Raw genomic sequence first — 20748 nt, 5'->3', positions numbered from 1 at the left:
TCACTTCGCGGCCTCCACCTCATGTGCGGGGACATCGGGCTTGGGGTCCTGCTTGTCGACCACGGAGAGGGTGTGGCCCACGGCCGGGTCGACCATCTCGGTGATCGGCTTCGGGTAGACGCCGAGGAAGACCAGCAGGGCGATCAGCGGGACCACCACGGTCAGCTCGCGCGCCTTCAGGTCGGGCATGTTCTCCACGCCGGCCTTGACCGGGCCCGTCATCGTGCGCTGGTAGAGGACCAGTACGTACAGCGCGGCGAGCACGATGCCGACGGTGGCGATGATGCCGATCGCCGGATAGCGGCTGAAGGTGCCGACCAGCACCAGGAACTCGCTGACGAACGGGGCGAGCCCCGGTAGCGACAGGGTCGCCAGGCCGCCGATCAGGAAGGTGCCGGCGAGGACCGGGGCCACCTTCTGCACCCCGCCGTAGTCGGCGATCAGCCGCGAGCCGCGCCGACTGATCAGGAAGCCGGCGACCAACAGCAGGGCGGCCGTGGAGATCCCGTGGTTGAGCATGTACAGCGTCGCGCCGCTCTGGCCCTGGCTGGTCATCGCGAAGATGCCCATGATGATGAAGCCGAAGTGCGAGATCGAGGCGTACGCCACCAGCCGCTTGATGTCCCGCTGGCCGACCGCGAGCAGCGCCCCGTACAGGATGCTGATCACCGCCAGCACCAGGATCACCGGCGTGGCCCACTTGCTGGCCTCCGGGAAGAGCTGGAGGCAGAAGCGGAGCATCGCGAACGTGCCGACCTTGTCGACCACCGCGGTGATCAGCACGGCGACCGGCGCGGTGGATTCGCCCATCGCGTTCGGCAGCCAGGTGTGCAGCGGCCACAGCGGGGCCTTCACCGCGAAGGCGAAGAAGAAGCCGAGGAACAGCAGCCGTTCGGTGTTGGTGGAGATGGACAGTTCGCCGCTGGCCCGGGCCTCCGCGATCTGTTGCAGCGAGAAGGTGCCGCTGCCCAGGTCGTCGGCGGTGACCGCGTACAGACCGATGACGGCGGCCAGCATGATCAGCCCGCCCGCCAGGTTGTACAGCAGGAACTTGACCGCCGCGTAGCTGCGCTGGGTGGCCGTCTCGCTCTCCGACAGCGCGCCGGCCCGGTCGCCGAAGCCGCCGATGAGGAAGTACATCGGGATCAGCATGGCTTCGAAGAAGACGTAGAACAGGAAGACGTCGGTGGCCTCGAAGGAGAGGATCACCATCGCCTCGACCAGCAGGATCAGCGCGAAGAAGCCCTGGGTGGGGCGCCACCGGCCGTGGCTGATGGAATCGGCCTCCGCGGCGGCGCCAGCGCCTGCGGCCGGCTCCGGCGGGTCCGCGTCGTGCCACCCGGCGAGCATCACGAACGGGATGAGCAGCGCGGTGAGCGCGACCAGCACCACCCCGATGCCGTCCACCCCGAGTTCGTACCGCACGCCGAAGTCCGCGATCCAGGCGTGCGACTCGGTGAGTTGGTAGGTGTCGTTGCTGTCCGGGTCGAAGCGGACCAGGGTGGCCGCCGCGAACGCCAGAGTGGCCAGCGAGAACAGCAGGGCCACCCACTTGGCCGCGGTGCGCTGCGCGGCGGGCACGGCGGCGGTGACGATGGCGCCGGCCGCCGGCACCACGGCCGTGGCCGTCAGCAGGGGAAATGACATGTCAGACCGCCCTCATCAGCAGGGTCGCGGCGATCAGGACCGCCGTACCGCCGAACATCGAGACCGCGTAACTGCGCGCGAAGCCGTTCTGCATCCGCCGCAGCCGCCCGGACAGTCCGCCGACCGAGGCCGCCGTGCCGTTCACGACGCCGTCCACCAGCTTGTGGTCGACGTAGACCAGGCTGCGCGTCAGGTGCTCCCCGCCGCGCACCAGGACCACGTGGTTGAAGTCGTCCTGGAGCAGGTCGCGGCGGGCGGCGCGGGTGAGCAGCGAGCCGCGCGGGGCGACCCGCGGGACCGGCTTGCGCCCGTACTGCGCCCAGGCGAGCGCGACGCCGACGACGAGCACCGCGACCGTGGCGGCCGTGACGGTGGTCGCGCTCAGCGGCGAGTCGCCGTGGTCGTGCCCGGTGACCGGCTCCAGCCAGTGCACGAACCGGTCGCCGACGCTGAACAGGCCACCCGCGAAGACCGAGCCGAAGGCCAGCACGATCATGGGGATGGTCATCGACTTGGGCGACTCGTGCGGGTGCGGCTCGGCGTGCTCGCCGCGGGTCTCGGCGGCCGGCTCGACGCCGGGCGCGGCGGGCGATGGGGTCGCCGTCTTGCGCCAGCGCTCCTCGCCGAAGAAGGTCAGCAGCATCACGCGGGTCATGTAGTACGCGGTGATGGCCGCGCCGAGCAGGGCCGTGCCGCCCAGGATCCAGCCCTCGGTGCCGCCCTTGGCGAACGCCGCCTCGATGATCTTGTCCTTGGAGAAGAAGCCGGACAGACCGGGGAAGCCGATGATCGCCAGATAGCCGAGGCCGAAGGTGATGAAGGTGACCGGCATGTACTTCCGCAGGCCGCCGTACTTGCGCATGTCGACCTCGTCGTTCATCCCGTGCATCACGGAACCCGCGCCGAGGAAGAGGCCGGCCTTGAAGAAGCCGTGCGTGACCAGGTGCATGATCGCGAAGACGTAGCCGATGGGGCCGAGGCCGGCGGCCAGGATCATGTACCCGATCTGCGACATGGTCGAGCCGGCCAGGGCCTTCTTGATGTCGTCCTTGGCGCAACCGACGATGGCACCGAAGATCAGCGTGACCGCGCCGACGGTGACCACCGCGGTCTGCGCGTCGGGCGCGGCGTTGAAGATCGCGCCGGAGCGGGTGATCAGGTAGACGCCGGCGGTGACCATGGTGGCGGCGTGGATGAGGGCCGAGACCGGGGTCGGGCCCTCCATCGCGTCCCCCAGCCAGGACTGGAGCGGCACCTGCGCCGACTTGCCGCACGCCGCGAGCAGCAGCATCAGCCCGATCGCGGTCAGCTTGCCCTCACCGGTCTCACCGGTCGCCGCCAGCACCGGCCCGAAGGCGAAGGTGCCGAAGGTGGTGAACATCAGCATGATCGCGATGGACAGGCCGACGTCGCCGACCCGGTTGACCAGGAACGCCTTCTTGGCCGCCGTGGCCGCGCTCGGCTTGTGCTGCCAGAAGCCGATCAGCAGGTACGAGGCGAGGCCGACGCCCTCCCAACCGACGTACAGCAGCAGGTAGTTGTCGGCGAGGACGAGCAGCAGCATCGCCGCGAGGAACAGGTTGAGGTAGCCGAAGAAGCGCCGGCGCCGCTCGTCGTGCTCCATGTAGCCGATCGAGTACAGGTGGATCAGCGTGCCCACGCCCGTGATCAGCAGGACGAAGGTCATCGACAACTGGTCGAGCTGGAAGGCGACGTCCGCCTGGAAGCCCTCGACCGGGATCCAACTGAAGAGGTGCTGGTGCATGGCCCGGTGGTGCTCGTCCTCGCCCAGCATGTCGAAGAAGAGCAGCGCGCCGATGGCGAAGGAGGCCGCGGCGAGCAGGGTGCCGAGCCAGTGGCCGACGCGGTCCAGCCGCTTGCCGCCGCACAGCAGCACGCCCGCGCCGATCAGTGGCGCCGCGATGAGCCATCCGATGAGGTTCTCCACTGTCGCTACCCCTTACAGCTTCATCAGGCTGGCGTCGTCGACCGAGGCCGAGTGGCGGGAGCGGAAGATCGACACGATGATCGCGAGGCCGATGACGACCTCGGCCGCGGCGACGACCATCGTGAAGAAGGCCACGATCTGTCCGTCGAGGTTGCCGTGCATCCGGGAGAAGGTGACGAACGCCAGGTTGCAGGCGTTCAGCATCAGCTCGATGCACATGAACACGACGATCGCGTTCCGCCGGATCAGCACCCCCGTCGCGCCGATGGTGAACAACAGGGCGGCCAGGTAGAGGTAGTTGACCGGGTTCATTTGACCTCCTCCTCGGCCCTGGCCGGGTCGGCGGCCGAGGCGGCCGACCCGTTGCGGGCGGACGGTGTGCGCGCACCGGTCGGGCCGCCCTCGGCGTCCCCGGAGCGCTCAAGCCACTCCTCGGAGCGCTGTTCCAGTGCGGCGAGCTCGGCCAGCGCGGCGCCGGACACGTCGCGGATCTGGCCCCGGCCGCGCAGCGTGGCGTTGACCGTCTGCTCGGACGGGGTGCCGTCGGGCAGCAGGCCGGGGACGTCCACCGCGTTGTGCCTGGCGTAGACGCCGGGCGCGGGCAGCGGGGTGAGCTGGCGGCCCTCGCGGATCCGGTGGGTCGCCAACTCGCGCTGGGTCTTGGCGCGTTCGGTGCGCTCGCGGTGGGTGAGCACCATCGCGCCGACCGCCGCGGTGATCAGCAGGGCGCCGGTGATCTCGAACGCGAAGACGTACTTGGTGAAGATGAGCTCGGCCAGGCCCTCGACGTTGCCGCCGGCGTTGGCCTGGCCGAGCCCCTGCGAGGTCTTCAGCGAGGCGTTGCCGATGCCGGCGACCAGCAGGATGCCGAAGCCGAGGCCGCAGCCGGCGGCCAGCCACCGCTGCCCCTTGATCGTCTCCTTGACGGAGTCGGCCGCGGTGACGCCGACGAGCATCACGACGAAGAGGAAGAGCATCATGATCGCGCCGGTGTAGACGACGATCTGCACGACGCCGAGGAAGTACGCGCCGTTGGCGAGGTAGAAGACCGCCAGGATGATCATGGTCCCGGCGAGCGAGAGGGCGGAGTGCACCGCCTTCTTCAGCAGGATGGTGGCGAGTGCGCCGAGCACGGCGACGGTGCCCAGGATCCAGAACTGGACGGCCTCGCCGGTGGAGGTGGTGGAGGCCGCCGCGGCCAGTGTGCTCACGCCGTGGCCCCCTTGTGCTGCTCGGCCGCGCGGCCGTCGGCGGACCCGGCCTCGGCGGATGCGCCGCCCGCCGGCTCCGCGCCCGGGTCCGCGTCCGCCGGCCGCTCGCCCTTGCTGACCGCGACCTGCCGCACCGTGCCGGGCGCGGCCTCGGTGACCAGGCCGCGGTAGTAGTCCTGCTCGTCGGTGCCGGGGAAGATCGAGTGCGGCGATTCGACCATGCCCTCCTGGAGGCCGGCGAGCAGCTCTTCCTTGGTGTAGATGAGCGACTCGCGGGTCCGGTCGGCCAGTTCGTACTCGTTCGTCATGGTCAGCGCCCGGGTCGGGCACGCCTCGACGCACAGGCCGCACAGGATGCAGCGCAGGTAGTTGATCTGGTAGACGCGGCCGTACCGCTCGCCCGGGGAGTAGCGCTCCTCCTCGGTGTTGTCCGCGCCCTCCACGTAGATCGCGTCGGCCGGGCAGGCCCAGGCGCACAGCTCGCAGCCGATGCACTTCTCCAGCCCGTCCGGGTGCCGGTTGAGCTGGTGGCGGCCGTGGAAGCGGGGCTGCGTGGGCTTCTTCTGCTCGGGATACTGCTCGGTCAGCCGCTTCTTGAACATGGCCTGGAAGGTCACGCCGAAGCCGGCCACCGGATTCTGGAAGTCAGGCACGGTCGGCCTCCTCCTGCGCCGGGGGTACGGGGGTCGCCCCCCGGGGGACTGCCTCCTGAACGTCAGGCACCGCCCGCCTCCTTTCCGTCACTGACAGTGTCTCCCCCACCACTGACAATGAGCTCGCGCTCGTGGCGCGGCCGGCGTCGTGGTACGGGCGGCAGGGTCTGCCCGGGCAGCGGCGGTACGGGGAATCCGCCGGCCAGCGGGTCGAAGGCGGGTTCTGGCGGGGCCTGTTCGGCGGCGCGCTGCTCCTCCCGGTCGCGGTACACGTCCCAGACGAAGGAGAGCAGGAGCAGCGCGAGGACGGCGCCGCCGACGTACAGCACGATGTCCTGGAACTCGTAGTCCTCGTTGCGCAGCGCCCGCACCGTGGCGACCAGCATCAGCCACACCATGGAGACGGGGATGAGGACCTTCCAGCCCAGCTTCATGAACTGGTCGTAGCGCACCCGCGGCAGCGTCGCCCGCAGCCAGACGAAGCCGAAGAGCAGCACGACCAGCTTCCCGGTGAACCAGAGCATCGGCCACCAGCCGTGGTTGGCGCCCTCCCAGACTGTGCTGATCGGGTACGGGGCCCGCCAGCCGCCGAGGAAGAGGGTGACCGCCACCATCGAGACGGTGACCATGTTGATGTACTCGGCGAGCATGAACATCGCGAACTTGATGGACGAGTACTCGGTGTTGAAGCCGCCGACCAGGTCGCCCTCGGACTCGGGCATGTCGAACGGGGCCCGGTTGGTCTCGCCGACCATCGCGATGATGTAGATGATGAAGGAGACCGGCAGCAGGAGCGCGTACCACCGGTCCTGCTGCGACTCGACGATGGCCGAGGTGGACATCGACCCCGAGTGCAGGAAGACCGCGGCGAACGCCAGGCCCATCGCGATCTCGTAGCTGATCATCTGGGCGCACGAGCGGAGCCCGCCGAGCAGCGGGTAGGTCGAGCCGGACGACCAGCCGGCCAGCACGATGCCGTAGATCCCGACCGATGCGGTGGCCAGGATGTACAGGACGGCGATCGGCAGGTCGGTGAGCTGCATCGTGGTGCGCTCGCCGAAGATGGAGATCTCGTTGCCGGCCGGGCCGAACGGGATGACGGCCACAGCCATGAAGGCGGGGATCGCGGAGACGATCGGGGCGAGTACGTAGACCGCCTTGTCCGCCCGCTTGACGATGATGTCTTCCTTGAGCATCAGCTTCACGCCGTCCGCGAGGGACTGCAACATGCCCCACGGACCGTGCCGGTTGGGGCCGATGCGCAGTTGCATCCAGGCGACGACCTTGCGCTCCATCACGATGGAGATCAGCACGGTCACCATCAGGAACGCGAAGCAGAAGACCGCCTTGATGACCACCAGCCACCACGGGTCGTTCCCGAACATCGACAGGTCCTCTGCCGCGAGATTCGGCAGGTCGGCGTATGCGCCAGTGGCGATGCCGTTCATCCCTCCACCTCCGTGCCGGGCTGCGGCGGGGCCGCGGCGATCGAGACCAACTCGCCGGTGCGTACGCCCAGATCACGCTGGGCGCCGCCGCCGACCGACTGGAGCGGCAGCCACACCACGCGATCGGGCATGTCCGTGACCACCAGCGGCAGCGTCACCGTGCCGGCCGGGCCGCGCACCAGCAGCGGCTGCCCGTCGCGGGCACCGGCCTCGGCGGCGGTCGCGGCGGACAGCCGGGCCACCGCGGCGTGCCGGGTGCCGGCCAGCGCCTCGTCGCCGTCCTGGAGCCGGCCCTGGTCGAGCAGCAGCCGATGGCCGGCGAGCACCGCTTGACCTGCTTCCGGGCGCGGCAGCGACGCGCCGACCGGCGCCGTCGGGGTGGTGACGGCGGTCTGTGCCGCGTCCCAGCCGCCGAGCCGGTCGAGTTCGCGGCGCGCGGCGCGCACGTCGGGCAGGGCGATCGGCGCGTCCAGCGCGTCGGCGAGCATGTGCAGCACCCGGCCGTCGGGCTGGACGTGGCGGCGCACCATCTGGTCGGGCTTGACCGCGGCCTCGAACGGCCTGGCCCGCCCCTCCCAGTTGAGGAAGGTGCCGGACTTCTCGACGACGGCCGCCACCGGCAGCACCACGTCCGCCCGGTCGGTGACCTCGGAGGGCCGCTGCTCCAGGCTGACCAGGAACGGCACCGCGTCCAGCGCGGCCAGCGCGCGGGCCGGGTCCGGCAGGTCGGCCACCTCGACGCCGCCGACGAGCAGCGCGCCGAGTTCGCCGTCCGCGGCGGCCTCGATGATCTGTGTGGTGTCGCGCCCGTGCCGGGCCGGCAGCTCCCGCAGCCGCCACACCTCGGCGACCTCCTCGCGGGCGCGCGGGCTCGTTGCGGGCCGGCCGCCGGGCAGCAGCCCGGGCAGCGCGCCGGCCTCGATGGCGCCGCGTTCGCCGGCCCGGCGCGGGATCCAGGCCAGGGTGGCGCCGGTGGCGGTGGCCAGCCGGACGGCGGCGGTGAGCGCGCCGGGCACGGTCGCCAGGCGCTCGCCGACCACGATGGCGGCGCCGTCGGCGCGCAGCGCGTCGGCCGCCCGCTGCCCCGCCTCGTCCAGGCCGACGCCGCCGGCCAGTGCGTCCAGCCACTCGGTCTCGGTGCCGGGCGCGGCGGGCAGCAGCGTGCCGCCGGCCTTGGTGAGTCCGCGGGTGGCGTACGGGGCGAGGCCGAAGGTGCGCTGCCCGTGCTTGCGGTGGGCCTTGCGCAGCCGCAGGAAGACCCCGGGCGCCTCCTCCTCGGCCTCGAACCCGACCAGCAGTACGGCCGGCGCCGCCTCCAGGGTCGCGTTGGTCAGACCCCGGCCGTCCAGGTCCCGCCCGCGGCCGGCGACCTGCGCGGCGAGGAAGTCGGCCTCCTCGCCGCTGTGCGCCCTGGCCCGGAAGTCCACGTCGTTGGTGTCGAGCGCGACCCGGGCGAACTTGGCGTAGGCGTACGCGTCTTCGACGGTCAGCCGGCCACCGGCCAGCACGCCGGCCCGGCCGCGCGCCCCGATCAGTCCGCTGGCCGCCGCCGCCAGCGCCTCGGGCCAGCTCGCCGGCTCAAGTTCGCCGCTGTCGGCGTTGCGCACCAGCGGGGTGGTGAGCCGGTCGGGCCGCTGCGCGTACCGGAAGGCGAACCGGCCCTTGTCGCAGATCCACTCCTCGTTGACCTCGGGGTCGTTGGCGGCCAGCCGCCGCATGACCTTGCCGCGCCGGTGGTCGGTGCGGGTGGCGCAGCCGCCGGCGCAGTGCTCGCAGACGCTGGGCGACGAGACCAGGTCGAAGGGGCGGGAGCGGAACCGGTAGGCGGCCGAGGTCAGCGCGCCCACCGGGCAGATCTGGATGGTGTTGCCGGAGAAGTACGACTGGAAGGGGTCGCCCTCGCCGGTGCCGACCTGCTGGAGTGCGCCGCGCTCGACGAGTTCGATCATCGGGTCGCCGGCGATCTGGTTCGAGAAGCGGGTGCAGCGGGCGCACAGCACGCAGCGCTCGCGGTCGAGCAGCACCTGGGTGGAGATGGGCACCGGCTTGGCGAAGGTGCGCTTCTGCCCCTCGAACCGGCTCTCCGGGTCGCCGGTGGACATGGCCTGGTTCTGGAGCGGGCACTCGCCGCCCTTGTCGCAGACCGGGCAGTCCAGCGGGTGGTTGATGAGCAGCAGTTCCATCACGCCGCGCTGGGCCTTCTCCGCCACCGGCGAGCTGAGCTGCGACTTGACGACCATGCCGTCGGTGCAGGTGATGGTGCAGGAGGCCATCGGCTTGCGCTGGCCCTCGACCTCCACGATGCACTGCCGGCAGGCGCCCGCCGGGTCGAGCAGCGGATGGTCGCAGAAGCGCGGGATCTCGATGCCGAGGAGTTCGGCCGCGCGGATGACCAGGGTGCCCTTGGGCACGCTGATCGGGGCGCCGTCGATGGTCAGGGAGACCAGGTCCTCGGGCGGCACCGCCGCAGCGCCGCCGGAGGAGGGGCCCGCGGTGGAACCACTGCTGGCTCCCGTGGTCGTGACGGTCACGCGTTCACCTCCAGGTGGGCGTTGGTGTGGTCGTCGGCCCAGGCCACGGACCTGGCCGGGTCGAAGGGGCAGCCCCGGCCGCCGAGGTGCTGCTCGTACTCCTCGCGGAAGTACTTGAGCGAGGAGAAGATGGGGCTCGCGGCGCCGTCGCCGAGGGCGCAGAAGGACTTGCCGTTGATGTTGTCGGCGATGTCCTGGAGCTTGTCGAGGTCCTCGGCGCGGCCCTTGCCGGCCTCGATGTCGCGCAGCAACTGGACGAGCCAGTACGTGCCTTCGCGGCAGGGCGTGCACTTGCCGCAGGACTCGTGCGCGTAGAACTCGGTCCAGCGGGTGACGGCGCGCACCACGCAGGTCGTCTCGTCGAAGCACTGGAGGGCCTTGGTGCCGAGCATGGAGCCGGCGGCGCCGACGCCCTCGTAGTCCAGCGGGACGTCCAGGTGCTCGTCGGTGAGCAGCGGTGTGGAGGAGCCGCCCGGGGTCCAGAACTTCAGTCGGTGGCCGGGGCGGATGCCGCCGCTCAGGTCGAGGAGTTGGCGCAGCGTGATGCCGAGCGGCGCCTCGTACTGGCCGGGGCGGGCGACGTGGCCGGAGAGCGAGTAGAGCGTGAAGCCGGGCGACTTCTCGCTGCCCATCGACCTGAACCAGTCCTTGCCCTTGTTCAGGATCGCGGGAACGGACGCGATGGATTCGACGTTGTTCACCACGGTGGGGCACGCGTACAGGCCCGCGACGGCCGGGAAGGGCGGCCGGAGCCGGGGTTGGCCGCGACGTCCTTCGAGCGAGTCGAGCAGCGCGGTCTCTTCACCGCAGATGTACGCCCCGGCGCCGGCGTGCACCGTGATGTCGAGGTCGAGCCCGCTGCCGAGGACGTCACGGCCGAGGTAGCCGGCCGCGTATGCCTCGCGCACGGCCTCGTGCAGCCGCCGCAGCACGGGGACGACCTCGCCGCGGAGGTAGATGAAGGCGTGCTGGGAGCGGATGGCGTAGCAGGCGATGATCATGCCTTCGATCAGCGCGTGCGGATTGGCGAAGAGGAGGGGGATGTCCTTGCAGGTGCCGGGTTCGGACTCGTCGGCGTTGACGACCAGGTAGTGCGGCTTGCCGTCGCCCTGCGGGATGAACTGCCACTTCATCCCGGTGGGGAAGCCGGCACCGCCGCGCCCGCGCAGCCCCGACTCCTTCACGTACGCGATGACGTCGTCGGGTGGCATGGCCAGCGCCTTGCGCAGTCCCTCGTACCCCTCGTAGCGCCGGTAGGTCTCCAGCGTCCAGGACTCGGGTTCGTCCCAGAGCGCGGAGAGCACCGGGGCGAGCAGCTTCTCGGGGCTCGCGCCGCCGGTGTCGGGCTGGGCTGTGCCGCCGGTTTCGGTGGACACGGTCATCACTCCCCCTCCTCGGCCACGGGCCCTGTGGGGTGGTTGGGGTCGGATGCGGCGGTGGGCCGCGGCGCGTCGTGCGAGCTGGGGTGGGACTCGGGCGCCTGCTGGCCGGGGCCGGGCGGGGCCGGCTCGGTGGGGGCGCGCTCGCCGCGCGGGGCGACGACCTTGCCGGGAGCCGCCTCGCCCTTGGCGAGCTTGAGCCCGACCAGCGAGGCGGGGCCCGCGCCACCGCTGGCCGCCACCGCGCCGGGCCGCTCGTCGGGGAAGCCGGCCAGGATGCGCGCCGTCTCCTTGTACGTGCACAGCGGCGCGCCCCGGGTGGGGTGCACGGTGCGGCCGGCGCGCAGGTCGTCGACGAGGGCCTTGGCCGACTCGACGGTCTGACCGTCGAAGAACTCCCAGTTGACCATGACGACGGGGGCGAAGTCGCAAGCGGCGTTGCACTCGATGTGTTCGAGGGTGACCTTGCCGTCGCCGGTGGTCTCGTTGTTGCCGACGCCCAGGTGCTCCTGGAGCGCCTCGAAGATCGCGTCGCCGCCGAGCACCGCGCACAGCGTGTTGGTGCAGACCCCGACCTGGTAGTCGCCGCTGGGCTTGCGCCGGTACATGGAGTAGAAGGTGGCGACCGCGGTGACCTCGGCGGTGGTCAGCTCCAGGACCTCGGCGCAGAACCGCACGCCGGTGCGGCTGACGTGCCCTTCCTCGGACTGCACCAGGTGCAGCAGGGGCAGCAGCGCGGAGCGGCTGTCGGGGTAGCGGGCGATCACCTCCGCGGCGTCGGCCGCCAGCCTGGCCCGTACCTCGGCCGGGTAGTCGGGGGCCGGCAACTGGGGCATGCCCAGCGCTACGTCATGTGCACCGCTCACCGGTCGACGCCTCCCATCACGGGGTCGAGGGACGCCACGGCCACGATGACGTCGGCGACCTGGCCGCCCTCGCACATCGCCGCCATGGCCTGGAGGTTGGTGAAGGAGGGGTCCCTGAAGTGGACCCGGTAGGGGCGGGTGCCGCCGTCGCTGACGGCGTGCACGCCCAGTTCGCCCTTGGGCGACTCGACGGCCGCGTACGCCTGGCCCGGCGGGACCCGGAAGCCCTCGGTGACCAGCTTGAAGTGGTGGATCAGGGCCTCCATCGAGGTGCCCATGATCTTCTTGATGTGGTCCAGCGAGTTGCCGAGCCCGTCCGGGCCGAGGGCGAGCTGCGCGGGCCAGGCGATCTTCTTGTCGCCGACCATCACGGGGCCCGGTTCCAGCCGGTCCAGGCACTGTTCGACGATGCGCAGCGACTGGTGCATCTCCTCGACCCGGATCAGGAACCGGCCGTAGGCGTCGCAGGTGTCCACGGTGGGGACGTCGAACTCGTAGTTCTCGTAACCGCTGTACGGCTGCGTCTTGCGCAGGTCGTGCGGGAGTCCCGCGGAGCGCAGCACCGGTCCGGTGACGCCGAGCGCCATGCAGCCGGCCAGGTCCAGGTAGCCGATGTCCTGGAGGCGGGCCTTGTAGACCGGGTTGCCGGTGGCGAGCTTGTCGTACTGCGGGAGGTTCTTGCGGAGCTTCTTCAGCAGTTCCCGCAGGTGCTCGACGGCGCCGGGCGGCAGGTCCTGGGCGAGGCCGCCGGGGCGGATGAACGCGTGGTTCATGCGCAGCCCGGTGATCAACTCGTAGGCGTCCAGGATCATTTCGCGGTCGCGGAAGCCGTAGACCATGACCGTGGTGGCGCCGAGTTCCATGCCGCCGGTGGCGATGCACACCAGGTGTGAGGAGAGCCGGTTGAGCTCCATGAGCAGCACCCGGATCACCGAGGCCCGGTCGGGGATCTGGTCCTCGATGCCGAGCAGCTTCTCCACCGCCAGGCAGTACGCGGCCTCGTTGTAGAACGAGGTCAGGTAGTCCATGCGGGTCACGAAGGTGGTGCCCTGGGTCCAGGTGCGGAACTCCAGGTTCTTCTCGATGCCGGTGTGCAGGTAGCCGATGCCGCAGCGGGCCTCGGTGACCGTCTCGCCGTCGATCTCCAGGATCAGCCGCAGCACGCCGTGCGTGGAGGGGTGCTGCGGACCCATGTTGACGATGATCCGCTCGTCGTCGGTACGGGCCGCGGCGGCGGCGATCTCGTCCCAGTCGCCACCGGTGACCGTGTAGACGGTGCCCTCGGTGGTCTCGCGCGGCGCCGACGAGGACGGCTCGGCATCGGCCGGGGCCGGCCCTGACGTGGGGTGGGCGTGCGAGGTGCTCATTAGCTGTACGACCTCCGCTGGTCGGGAGCCGGGATCTGCGCGCCCTTGTACTCGACGGGGATGCCGCCGAGCGGGTAGTCCTTGCGCTGCGGGAAGCCCTGCCAGTCGTCGGGCATCATGATCCGCGTGAGGGCGGGGTGGCCGTCGAAGATGAGGCCGAAGAAGTCGTACGCCTCGCGCTCGTGCCAGTCGTTGGTCGGATAGACGTCGACGATCGAGGGCACGTGGGGGTCCCGGTCGGGGGCGCTCACCTCAAGGCGGATCAACCGGTTGTGGGTGAGCGAACGCAGGTGGTAGACGGCGTGCAGCTCACGGCCGGTGTCGCCGGGGAAGTGCACGCCGCTGACGCCGGTGCACAGCTCGAAGCGGAGCGCCGGGTCGTCGCGGAGCGTACGGGCGACGCGCGGCAGGTGCTCGCGGGCGATGTGGAAGGTCAGCTCGCCGCGGTCCACCACGGTCTTCTCGATGGCGTTCTCCGGGAGCAGTCCCTGCTCGTCGAGTGCGCCTTCGAGTTCGTCGGCGATCTCGTCGAAGACGCCGTACCCGGTGGCGCCGTCCGGCCCGCCGTAGGGGCGACTGGCCGCGCCCGGCAGCCGCACGGTGCGCACCAGGCCGCCGTAGCCGGTGGTGTCGCCGCCGTTGTTGGCGCCGAACATGCCGCGCCTGGTGCCGATGACCTCGCCACCGTCGCCGCGCTGGCCGGGCAGGTTGTTGGCGTTCACGTCCTGGTCGGGGTTGGTGCCGGTCGGCCCGCTGTGCTCGCTCACCGCAGCAGCCCCTTCATCTCGATCAGCGGGAGCGCGTTGCGCGCCGCTTCCTCCGCCTCGCGCGCGGCCTGCTCGCGGTTGACGCCGAGCTTGCCGCCCTGGATCTTCTGGTGGAGCTTGAGGATGGCGTCGAGCAGCATCTCGGGCCGGGGCGGGCAGCCGGGCAGGTAGATGTCGACCGGGACGATGTGGTCGACGCCCTGCACGATGGCGTAGTTGTTGAACATCCCGCCGGACGAGGCGCACACGCCCATCGAGATCACCCACTTGGGGTTCGGCATCTGGTCGTAGACCTGCCGCAGCACGGGCGCCATCTTCTGGCTGACCCGGCCGGCGACGATCATCAGGTCGGCCTGCCGGGGCGAGCCGCGGAAGACCTCCATGCCGAACCTGGCGAGGTCGTAGCGGCCGGCTCCGGTGGTCATCATCTCGATCGCACAGCAGGCGAGGCCGAAGGTGGCCGGGAAGACCGAGGACTTACGGACCCACCCTGCGGCGCTCTCCACGGTCGTGAGCAGGAAACCGCTCGGCAGTTTCTCTTCGATACCCATGGCTTGTCGCTCCTCCCGCTTCCGTTAGTCCCATTCCAGGCCGCCGCGGCGCCAGACGTAGGCGTACGCGACGAAGACGGTGAGCACGAAGAGGAGCATCTCCACGAGCCCGAACAAGCCGAGCGCGTCGAAGGTGACGGCCCAGGGATATAGGAAGACGATCTCGATGTCGAAGACGATGAAGAGCATCGCCGTCAGGTAGTACTTGATGGGGAAACGCCCGCCGCCGGCCGGCTGCGGGGTCGGCTCGATGCCGCACTCGTAGGCTTCGAGCTTCGCCCGGTTGTAGCGCTTGGGGCCGATGATCGTGGCCGCCACCACGGAGAAGATCGCAAAGCCTGCCCCGAGGGCTCCTAGTACGAGGATGGGCGCATAGGCGTTCACCGCTCCTCGCTCCTCTCAGTCGACGATGACTGCTGGGCTCCCCCGGCGGGGGAGGGCTGCGTCGGGCGCGCTCACTGCCCAAAAGATCGCGAACATGTGAGGCAGTTCACAAGCCCGATTCGCCTGCATCCTATGCCTGCCACCTTGTGATCTGCGACACGGGGTGCGGGACCGAGTTTGTGATCTCCACCACCTGACGAACGATCATGAAGTCGGATGAGCGGTGACCCTTCCACGGGAAGCGGTCGAGCGATCACCAATGGTGATAATCAAGGGTGTTACCGCTGGTCAGGACGGGCCTGCACTACCAAGGAGTGGTACATGCATGCAAATTGGCCACGAATCGTACGACCTGATATAGGGGTCACGGCGGAGGCGCTCGGCGCGCAACGCCCCGCGGCGCGGCCGAAGATCGTCGGCTCGCGCCTCCATTCACGAGGGGCCACGGTGTGACGTGTGACACATCGTCACTCGTTCGAGATCTCGATTCCGCGGCGACCCTTGGCAGCCATCACCCGATGGTGATAGGCGCGCCCGGGAAGTCTGTTGACCGTCAAAAGCCATGCGTATGCGCATGATCGCGAAAATCGGACAGGCGGCAACCGAGGGCCTTCAAGATCAACTTGGCCGAAATCTAGGCGTGCGCACGTCAATTGTGGCGAGCGCCACGTTTGTTGTGGTCAACCTCTGCATACTGATAGCCGTTGTTCCCATGTCCCAGACCGCTCACATACCCAGCCACCGGAAGCCCCGTCGCTCCGCTTCTTCGCGGGCACTTCGCGCAGGGGTGACCGGTGGCCTCCTCACGCTCACGGTGGCCGGAACTGCCGTCTCGGCCTCCGCGGCCGAGCCCACCGCGGCCGAGACCACGCAGGAACTGCCCACGTTCACCGCCGACCTGGCGCTGACCGCGGCCCAGTCCGCCGACGCCACCGCGCAGGCCGCACACGGCTACCAGCTCCAGGACCAGCAGGAGCAGGCCGCCGACAAGGCGCGCGCCGAGGCGAAGAAGGCCAAGTCCGAGGCCGACCGCAAGGCCAAGGAGGCGAAGGAGCGCGCCGAGCGCGCCGCCGCCAAGCGCGCCGCCGCCGCGGAGGAGGCCCGCGAACGCGCCTCCCGCACCTCCGAGCGCACCACGCTCAGCACCAACAGCGCGACCAGCACCGCCAGCTCGACGAGCACGGCGAGCACGGGCAACAGCTCCGACGCCCCGTCCTCCTCCAGCACCCCGGCCACCTCGCAGACGCAGGCCCCGTCCACCTCGACGGGCAGCGGCAACGCGGCCACGGTGATCGCCTTCCTCAAGGCGCAGGTCGGCAAGGCGTACGTGCCCGGCGCGATGGGCCCGTCCTCGTACGACTGCTCCGGCCTGACGAGCATGGCCTTCCGCCAGGTCAACATCAACCTGCCGCGCGTCTCGCAGGACCAGTCCGTCACCGGCACCCAGGTCTCGCTGAGCAACCTCCAGCCCGGCGACATCCTCTACTGGGGCAGCGCGGGCAGCGCCTACCACGTGGCGGTCTACATCGGCGGCGGCCAGTTCATCGGCGCCCAGAACTCCAACACCGGCGTGGTCCAGCGCAGCATGAGCTACGACATGCCGACGGGCGCGGTCCGGGTCCTCTGACCTGACCCCACCGGGCGCCTGACTCCCCCTCGTACGCAGCGCTCGCGCGCGTCGAGTGCGGGTGGCGCCGTCGTGCGCGGGTGTACGCGAAGGGCCGGCGCTCTCCTTGGGGAGGGCGCCGGCCCTTCGCGTTGCGCCGAAACGGCCCCGTACGCCCGCGAGGAGGCGCGAACGCGGCACGGTCGGCCACCGTGGCCGAAGAGCGCCCTGCCCGCCCGGACGCGGCCACCCGCACGCCCGGCCCGGGGCGCCGGCCGGCCCGGGGCGCCGGCCGGCCCGGATCGCCCCGTCCGGCAGACCTCTGCGGTTACTGTGAGGTACACGCATCGAGGACACGGGGGACGACGTGATCACTGTGATGTTGTTCGTGGGCGGAATGATCGGCACGGTCGTGGGCCTGACCATCAAGCTGCGCCGCCGCGGCGGGGTGCGCGGCGAGTCGGCGGACGAACTCCGCATCGAACAGGCCCGCAGGGAACAGGCGAGCGGCGCCCGGGCCAGCTACAGCTCGATCAACGTGCGGAGCACGTTCGGGCTGACGACGGAGGATCTGCACAAGTACCACCGGTGAGGGGGCAGCAGCCGTCGGGGCGGGGGTTCCGCACTCCCGGCTCGTTACGCCCGGCTCGTTTCCCCAAGCGCTCGCACGTCTCCTCGTGCGCGATGCCGTCTCCAGCCCGTCGCACGGCCACGGCCTCGGCCCGGCGTCCCGGTCGCGCCACGCGACGGGGCGGGTGTGACTGCTGTGAGACGTGGTGCTGGTGGAACGGGTGAGGTGGCTGCCGGTTCGGGGTGGGCGCGGTTCCGCCAGGGTGCCAACTCTGCCCCGTAGCAAGGTCGTTAACTCGGCTGGTGGGGATGTGGGGAAGCATGGCACGGTACGCCCAGGGCTTCGATCAGAACTGGGGAAGGTGCCATGCCAGCGAGGGAGAACCCGACCGCACGCCAGGTGCGATTGGGTGCTGAGCTACGGAAGTTACGCGACGCAGCAGGCAAGACGGCGCGCGAGGCGGCCGGCCACCTGTCCACGGACCAGGCGAAGATCAGCCACATAGAGGCGGGCAAGATCGGGGTGTCCGAGGAGCGCATCAGGCGGCTGGCCGCGTTCTACGGGGGCGCCGACGAGACACTGCTTGACGCATTGTGCGCCATCGCCAGGGAACACCGTGGCCAATACTGGTGGGATGAGTACCGCAATGTGCTCGCGCCCGGCTTCCTGGACATCGCGGAACTCGAACACCATGCCACGGCGCTGCGCACAATGCATTCCGTGACGCTGCCCGGCGTATTCCAGACCGAGGAGTACGCGCGGGCCGTCTGTAGCGGCCACATTCCGACCCTCAGCGCCGATGAACTGAACATCCGAGTCGCGCACCGAATGCGCCGGCGTGGCATTTTGGAGCGCACCGATCCACCCCCGTTCGAGGCGATCATCCACGAGGCGGCGCTGCGTATGCGCTTTGGTGGCCGACAGGTGGCCAGAGCACAGTTGGAAGCGCTCATCGAGGCGACCGACCGGCCCGGGGTGGCCATCCGCGTCATACCGTTCACCTGCGAGGACTTCATCGAGGCGACACAGTCGGTGCTCTATGCGGCGGGGCCAGTGCCCGAGCTAGACACCATACGCATAGACAGCGTGCTGGGTGGTCTCTTTCTCGGAGCCCGTATGGAACTCAAAAGGTACGGGGCACTGCTCGACAATGCCGTAGCGGCTTCGCTCGACATGACGGAGTCACGGCACCTCATCCATCACATCGCACGAGAACTGTGAGAATGCCAGACATGGAACCGAAGTGGCAGAAATCCTCGTTCTCCGGCGCCGGAGGCGAGGAGTGCGTTGAAATCGCCGAGTTCGGCGACTTCATTGCACTCCGCGAGAGCGACGCCCCGGATCGGGTCATGCTGACCAGCCGGAGCAGGTTCGGCGCCTTCACCCGACACATTCAGACCGGAGCCTGGGACCACCTCGCCCGGCGATGAACCGCTGATCGTCGAAAGGCCCCTCGAATACCGTCGTACACGGCGGGTTCGGGGGGCCTTTCGCACGCCCCGCGCGCCCCGTATGTCCCGTATGCCCCGCGTGGGCCGCGCCAGGCGACGGAAAGTCCGCGGTCGACCGCTCGCCCCCCGCGACCGCGCCCCGCGGCCCGGACCCCGTTCCCGTCCCCCGCCCCTCGAACGCGCCCGTCGCGCGCTCGCTCACCCATGCGTCACCGTTCACGCATTTCGGTGAGCCGGCGGGACAACGCCCCGGTCGGCCGGTGCCGTTCGGAACGCTCGCGGGGACGAGGGCCGCCGCGGGCGGGACGTGCGGGCCGCCGGGAACGGACGGCCGAACGGTCAGCCGGCGGGAGCTGAGGGGCCCATGGGGCGAGCGAGATGGGTGAGACGGGTGCAGCAGCCATGGAGTGGGGCGGCGCGGCGACGAGAAGCACGGTTCAGGAGGCTCGGGCCGGCGCGGGCGGAGCGGACGCCGCGGCTGCCGTACCCCGACGGCTGGTTCGCGCTCGGGACGAGTGCGGAGGTCGGGCGCGGTGCGGTGGTGACGCGCCGACTGATGGGGGACGACGTGGTCCTCTACCGCACCCGTAGCGGGCGGCTGTGCGCCGTACGTCCCTTCTGTCCGCACCTCGGGGCGCATCTGGGCCACGGGGGCACGGTGCGCGGGGAAGACCTCGTCTGCCCGTTCCACCACTTCGCGTTCGCGCCGGACGGCGGCTGTGTCGCCACCGGCTACGGCAGCGCGCCGCCGCCCAAGGCGCGCCTCGGGACGCTGCACTGCCGCGAGGTGGACGGGCTGGTCTACGTCTGGCGGCATGCCGGTGACGCCCCGCCGAGCTGGGAGGTCGAGCCGTGGCCGGCGGATGCGGCGTACCCGAAGCCGTACGGCAAGTGGCATCTGCTGCGCGACCACCCGCAGGACGTGATGGAGAACATCGTGGACTTCGGGCATCTGACACCCGTCCACGGGACGGTGGGGGACGTGCTGGACGAGCCGTCGTTCGACGCGGAGTCCTTCCGGACCCGGTTCCGCATCCTGCCGGCCGGAGGCGGCGGTGCGGCCTGGGTGTCGGGCGCCGCGCCGGAACTCTCGGTACGGGTGCAGGGCCTCGGCATCGTCTACACCGCCGTCGAGGTGCCGAAGATCGGCTGCCACATCCGTACGGTGCTGACCGCCACGCCGGTGAGCCCGACCCATGTGGAGATGTACGTCTCGGGCACGCTCCGCGTCGACCGGTTCGGCGCCGGGCCCGCGGCCAGGGCCCTGACCAGCGCGTTGTCCCGGCCGCTGGCCTGGGTCGGCTCGTTCGACTTCAGCAAGGACTTCCCGGTCTGGGCGCACAAGGCGTATCTGGAGCGGCCACGCCTGGCCAAGGGCGACGGGCCGATCATGAACTACCGACGGTGGGCCCGGCAGTTCTACAGCGTGCCGCTGGGGGCGGGCGGCACGGGCGGCATTGCCGCGGCACGCGTATGACGTGTGTGCTGCCTGAGCCCTACGGAGCCTTCTGGGCTATTTGAGGCAATGTGTAATCCGAAGGGCCGCCGCTTTCCCCCCTGGAGGGAGCGGCGGCCCTTGGGCGTTCTTGGGGTGGGGTGGCGGGGCGGAGTATCGAGGCGGGGTGGGCGATTGCCTCCTGGCGGTGCGCGTCGCGTCGCGTGGACGGGCTGCTCGCACGGGGCCGAAGGCCCTGGCCGGGAGCGGTGTTTGAACGGCTGGCACCTGGCTGCCGATGACGCCCCAGCCACGGTCACATACACGTATCTGCGCGACGGGGGGTACGTGATCACCGTGGTGCTGTTTCTGGGTGGAATCGTCGAGCGCAGTGGTGGGGCTGGGCCCTGCGGGATACGCCCTGCCTTTTGGCCAGCAGCACCACCGCGGCTGAGCTTCCTTCAGCGCCGGTCAACCGTTTTGACAGCGAACCAGAAGTCGCACTCCTCGCCCATTCCAGCACAAACCTGACGACCGCCAGCCGCGCGTCCTAAAAATTCAATACCGTCGTAGTCGCACATCATCCGTGGAATGTCAGTGTGCGACGTGAGGCGCACCCGGAGCCATCCGCGCTCCATGCTGCCCGCCCCAAGAAATGACCCATCGACAGCGATGATTCCAGATGTCCGAGCCCATGCCATCCACAGCCTGCGGATCTCGGCACGTTCATTCTCGACCTCTCAGGGAATTCGCGCATTGGGCACAACTTGAATGTTCGCCACAGCCGAAATCGCTTCGAGGACTGCTGGCGACGTGCCCTCATCGGCGGATCCAAGCACCTCAAGGCCGCCGGCACGAAGAATATCCTCCACGCTGGTCAATTCTATCCCGCCTCATAGAAGAAGTGATGATCGCCGCCCGGCTTAACGCTCC

19 protein-coding genes are annotated in these 20748 nt (G+C 70.1%); 5 read left to right on the top strand and 14 right to left on the bottom strand.

Features of this window, described 5'->3' with window-relative positions:
* The 13 genes from ACMA1D_RS11660 to ACMA1D_RS11600 all read right to left on the bottom strand — a co-directional run bounded on the left by ACMA1D_RS11660 (position 1) and on the right by ACMA1D_RS11600 (position 14752).
* Positions 1–1647 (bottom strand): NADH-quinone oxidoreductase subunit M, encoded by a 1647-nt coding sequence (locus tag ACMA1D_RS11660; RefSeq protein WP_414723825.1) that lies wholly within the window; start codon positions 1645–1647, stop codon positions 1–3.
* A gap of 1 nt (position 1648) precedes the next feature.
* Positions 1649–3595 carry an NADH-quinone oxidoreductase subunit L gene (nuoL, locus tag ACMA1D_RS11655; RefSeq protein WP_414723824.1) on the bottom strand — a complete coding sequence of 649 codons (1947 nt, stop codon included), beginning with the start codon at positions 3593–3595 and terminating at the stop codon, positions 1649–1651.
* Positions 3596–3607: 12 nt separating this feature from the next.
* Positions 3608–3907, bottom strand: a complete 300-nt coding sequence (gene nuoK / locus ACMA1D_RS11650; RefSeq protein WP_349991213.1) for an NADH-quinone oxidoreductase subunit NuoK — start codon at positions 3905–3907, stop codon at positions 3608–3610.
* On the bottom strand, positions 3904–4806 hold the full coding sequence (locus ACMA1D_RS11645; RefSeq protein WP_414723823.1) for an NADH-quinone oxidoreductase subunit J: 903 nt from the start codon (positions 4804–4806) through the stop codon (positions 3904–3906). The genes nuoK and ACMA1D_RS11645 overlap by 4 nt, the downstream gene beginning before the upstream one ends.
* On the bottom strand, positions 4803–5459 hold the full coding sequence (nuoI, locus tag ACMA1D_RS11640; protein WP_414723822.1) for an NADH-quinone oxidoreductase subunit NuoI: 657 nt from the start codon (positions 5457–5459) through the stop codon (positions 4803–4805). Before nuoI ends, ACMA1D_RS11645 begins: the two co-directional genes overlap by 4 nt.
* Before the next feature lie 62 nt (positions 5460–5521).
* Positions 5522–6907 carry an NADH-quinone oxidoreductase subunit NuoH gene (nuoH, locus tag ACMA1D_RS11635; protein WP_414723821.1) on the bottom strand — a complete coding sequence of 462 codons (1386 nt, stop codon included), beginning with the start codon at positions 6905–6907 and terminating at the stop codon, positions 5522–5524.
* On the bottom strand, positions 6904–9438 hold the full coding sequence (locus ACMA1D_RS11630) for an NADH-quinone oxidoreductase subunit G (RefSeq protein ID WP_414723820.1): 2535 nt from the start codon (positions 9436–9438) through the stop codon (positions 6904–6906). The genes nuoH and ACMA1D_RS11630 overlap by 4 nt, the downstream gene beginning before the upstream one ends.
* Positions 9435–10820 (bottom strand): NADH-quinone oxidoreductase subunit NuoF, encoded by a 1386-nt coding sequence (nuoF, locus tag ACMA1D_RS11625; protein ID WP_414723819.1) that lies wholly within the window; start codon positions 10818–10820, stop codon positions 9435–9437. The genes ACMA1D_RS11630 and nuoF overlap by 4 nt, the downstream gene beginning before the upstream one ends.
* A complete protein-coding gene (nuoE, locus tag ACMA1D_RS11620) occupies positions 10820–11653 on the bottom strand; it encodes an NADH-quinone oxidoreductase subunit NuoE (RefSeq protein WP_414723839.1) in 834 nt (277 codons plus the stop codon). The genes nuoF and nuoE overlap by 1 nt, the downstream gene beginning before the upstream one ends.
* A gap of 26 nt (positions 11654–11679) precedes the next feature.
* Complete coding sequence (locus ACMA1D_RS11615; protein ID WP_414723818.1) at positions 11680–13050, bottom strand: NADH-quinone oxidoreductase subunit D; 1371 nt, start codon at positions 13048–13050, stop codon at positions 11680–11682.
* Entirely contained in the window at positions 13050–13817 is a 768-nt protein-coding gene (locus ACMA1D_RS11610; RefSeq protein WP_414723817.1) for an NADH-quinone oxidoreductase subunit C, read from the bottom strand. The genes ACMA1D_RS11615 and ACMA1D_RS11610 overlap by 1 nt, the downstream gene beginning before the upstream one ends.
* Positions 13814–14368 (bottom strand): NADH-quinone oxidoreductase subunit B family protein, encoded by a 555-nt coding sequence (locus tag ACMA1D_RS11605; protein WP_349991224.1) that lies wholly within the window; start codon positions 14366–14368, stop codon positions 13814–13816. The genes ACMA1D_RS11610 and ACMA1D_RS11605 overlap by 4 nt, the downstream gene beginning before the upstream one ends.
* 24 nt (positions 14369–14392) lie before the next feature.
* The gene (locus ACMA1D_RS11600; RefSeq protein ID WP_176163433.1) at positions 14393–14752 is read right to left on the bottom strand and encodes an NADH-quinone oxidoreductase subunit A; all 360 of its coding nucleotides are present in this window, start codon (positions 14750–14752) and stop codon (positions 14393–14395) included.
* 712 nt (positions 14753–15464) lie between these two features.
* On the opposite strand from ACMA1D_RS11600, the gene ACMA1D_RS11595 reads away from it, so the two are divergent.
* From ACMA1D_RS11595 to ACMA1D_RS11575, 5 genes are all read left to right on the top strand, one after another.
* Positions 15465–16379: a C40 family peptidase gene (locus tag ACMA1D_RS11595; RefSeq protein ID WP_414723816.1), complete on the top strand. Its 915-nt coding sequence runs from the start codon at positions 15465–15467 to the stop codon at positions 16377–16379.
* A gap of 346 nt (positions 16380–16725) precedes the next feature.
* The gene (locus tag ACMA1D_RS11590; RefSeq protein WP_414723815.1) at positions 16726–16950 is read left to right on the top strand and encodes a hypothetical protein; all 225 of its coding nucleotides are present in this window, start codon (positions 16726–16728) and stop codon (positions 16948–16950) included.
* 345 nt (positions 16951–17295) lie between these two features.
* Positions 17296–18150, top strand: a complete 855-nt coding sequence (locus tag ACMA1D_RS11585; protein WP_414723814.1) for a helix-turn-helix domain-containing protein — start codon at positions 17296–17298, stop codon at positions 18148–18150.
* An 11-nt stretch (positions 18151–18161) separates the two neighbouring features.
* Positions 18162–18359 (top strand): DUF397 domain-containing protein, encoded by a 198-nt coding sequence (locus tag ACMA1D_RS11580; protein WP_414723813.1) that lies wholly within the window; start codon positions 18162–18164, stop codon positions 18357–18359.
* A gap of 412 nt (positions 18360–18771) precedes the next feature.
* Entirely contained in the window at positions 18772–19857 is a 1086-nt protein-coding gene (locus ACMA1D_RS11575) for a Rieske 2Fe-2S domain-containing protein (RefSeq protein WP_414723812.1), read from the top strand.
* 698 nt (positions 19858–20555) lie between these two features.
* On the opposite strand, the gene ACMA1D_RS11570 is transcribed toward ACMA1D_RS11575, so the two are convergent.
* Positions 20556–20687 carry a hypothetical protein gene (locus ACMA1D_RS11570; RefSeq protein ID WP_414723811.1) on the bottom strand — a complete coding sequence of 44 codons (132 nt, stop codon included), beginning with the start codon at positions 20685–20687 and terminating at the stop codon, positions 20556–20558.
* Positions 20688–20748: the final 61 nt, after the last annotated feature.

The sequence above is a fragment of the Streptomyces sp. 796.1 genome (assembly GCF_047525675.1).
Taxonomy (GTDB): Bacteria; Actinomycetota; Actinomycetes; order Streptomycetales; family Streptomycetaceae; genus Streptomyces.
Note: the sequence above shows the minus strand (reverse complement) of the source record. Positions and strands in the feature narration are given on the sequence as shown.